This is a genomic window from Arcobacter caeni (assembly GCF_003063245.1).
Lineage (GTDB): Bacteria > Campylobacterota > Campylobacteria > Campylobacterales > Arcobacteraceae > Aliarcobacter > Aliarcobacter caeni.
The window spans coordinates 1-1,874 of record NZ_MUXE01000035.1 but is presented as its reverse complement, the minus strand read 5'-3'; the positions used below and the strand labels follow the sequence as shown (position 1 = coordinate 1,874).

Genomic DNA, 1,874 nt, shown 5'->3' with positions numbered 1-1,874 from the left:
AATAAGAAATTGGAGCTTAACAATTTCACAACTAGCCATCCACTTTGATGGACGGCTTGATGATGCTTTAAATTTATGATAGAATTTTAGGAATTATCTAGGCTGACACAGAATGATGAACACTACCAATAGAAATGTAAAACAGGTAGTGTATTATTTTAATACACTTGATGCTTGTGAGACATTTAAAGTAAATTATTTCCAATTACTTCCATATTTAACAAGAAAAAATTAATATGATTTCAATAAAATGGACTGTTCAAAATTTGAGTACTATTTGGCTTTGATTTAAAGAAAAATTCTTTTCTCTTTAATAAACCTCTTTTCTATGGGCGATTCTAACTAAAGTAATAAGTAAAATATCATTTTCTTTTAAATAAATAATTCTATAATTTCCAGCTCTTTTTCTAAATTTACCTTTATGTTTTCCTTGTAAAGATTTATCATTTTCGAAGTAACCATTTTCTAAATCTTTTAATTTATCAAATACTAATTGTCTATCTGTATTATCAATTTTTTCTAGTTCTTTAAAAACAATTTTTGGAATAATTACTTTAAACATCTATTTTAGACCAAGTTGAATTGCCACATTTTTAAGAGTAAACATTTCTGATTTTCCAGCTTTTATATCATCAATTCTTTTATCACTTATCATTTCATCAAGTGTGTCAAAATAGTTACTTACAGCTTTTTCAATAAGATATGTTCTTGTTCTATCCAATTCTTTTGCATAAACATCAAGTTCTTCAAGTAAAGATTCATCTATTCTTAGGTTAATGGCTTTTTTCATATTGTAAACCTTTGTATATATTTGTAAATACATTGTACTACATATTAGATTTATTTAAGATATTTAAAATAAAAAAGATGGAATTCCCATCTTTTTCTAATACATAAGCGATATATGCTCCTCCATCATCTTAAAGAATCTTTTTGAATCTTCAAGTAATCTAGGTTTATCACTTACATATGATATTTCCTTAAATTCAATATCATTTTTCCCTGCTATTGTTTTCCAAACATCATCTTTTAGAATTTCAGCTTGGAATCTATAATCAAAGCCTAATGGTGTGCCATTTCTATTATCATAGGTTAGTTTGAACTTTTTATTATTGTGTTCAACAAACCTAAGAATGGCTGTATTATTTGTTACTTCTTTTATTGTTTTCATTTTTAATTTTTTCCTTGTTCTTTTATTTTTATTATTAGTGTTTCTGGTACTTCAAACACTTTTGAAAGTGTTTGAGTATTTCCTGTACTGTTAAATATATTTATATATAGAAATTCTGGGTTTAACCCGTATGGGTCATCTTTACAAATATCAATTATTTGATTTTGCAAAGATTTATCTAACTCTTCAAATTTCTTCATTTTATTTCTCTTTTCTTGTTTTTGTATCTTTTTGTTCAGTTGTAGTGTTAATTATATAATTACACCTACAACCACCTATGCTATTTGTATTTTTATGATTTTCTCTTCTACTATCATTGCTTCTTTGAGTTTTGTTTTTTCTGTTGAAATACTCTGCTCTTGGATTATAGTTATTCATCTATTTTCTCCTGTAATTTTTGTTTTATGGTCTAATTTTCTATATTTTTGATTTTTTAATCTAATTCATTGTAATTCATTTATTTTTCCAAAGGCTTGTTCTTTAAAGTGTAAATCTCTTTCTATATGTAGTCCTAATGGACCTGTTGCTTCTTGTAGTTCTGCTAGACAGAAGTAGCCCCATTCTGGGAAATGTCCTTGGAGAGGTAACATAAATTCATACTCAGAATTAAAAGATTCTGAGATAAAATAAATGAATAAAGGTTGCAAATGAGACAAAGTAAATATAGTCAAGAGTTTAAGGATTCAACAGTACAGTTGATTAT

6 protein-coding genes are annotated in these 1,874 nt (G+C 26.2%); all 6 read right to left on the bottom strand.

Annotated elements, in window-relative coordinates; genetic code table 11:
* Window positions 1-310 precede the first annotated feature (310 nt).
* The 6 genes from B0174_RS11990 to B0174_RS11970 all read right to left on the bottom strand — a co-directional run bounded on the left by B0174_RS11990 (window position 311) and on the right by B0174_RS11970 (window position 1,761).
* On the bottom strand, window positions 311-562 hold the full coding sequence (locus tag B0174_RS11990; RefSeq protein ID WP_108561341.1) for a type II toxin-antitoxin system RelE family toxin: 252 nt from the start codon (window positions 560-562) through the stop codon (window positions 311-313).
* Window positions 563-790, bottom strand: coding sequence for a CopG family ribbon-helix-helix protein (locus tag B0174_RS11985; RefSeq protein WP_108561339.1), 228 nt, complete (start codon window positions 788-790; stop codon window positions 563-565).
* A gap of 96 nt (window positions 791-886) precedes the next feature.
* Window positions 887-1,171 (bottom strand): immunoglobulin-like domain-containing protein, encoded by a 285-nt coding sequence (locus B0174_RS11980; protein ID WP_108561336.1) that lies wholly within the window; start codon window positions 1,169-1,171, stop codon window positions 887-889.
* Window positions 1,172-1,173: 2 nt separating this feature from the next.
* Window positions 1,174-1,371, bottom strand: a complete 198-nt coding sequence (locus B0174_RS11975) for a hypothetical protein (RefSeq protein ID WP_108561331.1) — start codon at window positions 1,369-1,371, stop codon at window positions 1,174-1,176.
* 1 nt (window position 1,372) lies between these two features.
* Window positions 1,373-1,549, bottom strand: a complete 177-nt coding sequence (locus B0174_RS12250) for a hypothetical protein (protein ID WP_165790429.1) — start codon at window positions 1,547-1,549, stop codon at window positions 1,373-1,375.
* A gap of 65 nt (window positions 1,550-1,614) precedes the next feature.
* Window positions 1,615-1,761 (bottom strand): DUF2958 domain-containing protein, encoded by a 147-nt coding sequence (locus B0174_RS11970; protein ID WP_108561328.1) that lies wholly within the window; start codon window positions 1,759-1,761, stop codon window positions 1,615-1,617.
* Between the last annotated feature and the right edge of the window lie 113 nt (window positions 1,762-1,874).

What these genes read in the sequence shown, in the direction of transcription:
- B0174_RS11990 (WP_108561341.1), bottom strand. Translation starts at nt 562, where the DNA reads ATGTTTAAAGTAATTATTCCAAAAATTGTTTTTAAAGAACTAGAAAAA.
- B0174_RS11980 (WP_108561336.1), bottom strand. Translation starts at nt 1,171, where the DNA reads ATGAAAACAATAAAAGAAGTAACAAATAATACAGCCATTCTTAGGTTT.
- B0174_RS11975 (WP_108561331.1), bottom strand. Translation starts at nt 1,371, where the DNA reads ATGAAGAAATTTGAAGAGTTAGATAAATCTTTGCAAAATCAAATAATT.
- B0174_RS11970 (WP_108561328.1), bottom strand. Translation starts at nt 1,761, where the DNA reads ATGTTACCTCTCCAAGGACATTTCCCAGAATGGGGCTACTTCTGTCTA.
- B0174_RS11985 (WP_108561339.1), bottom strand. Translation starts at nt 790, where the DNA reads ATGAAAAAAGCCATTAACCTAAGAATAGATGAATCTTTACTTGAAGAA.
- B0174_RS12250 (WP_165790429.1), bottom strand. Translation starts at nt 1,549, where the DNA reads ATGAATAACTATAATCCAAGAGCAGAGTATTTCAACAGAAAAAACAAA.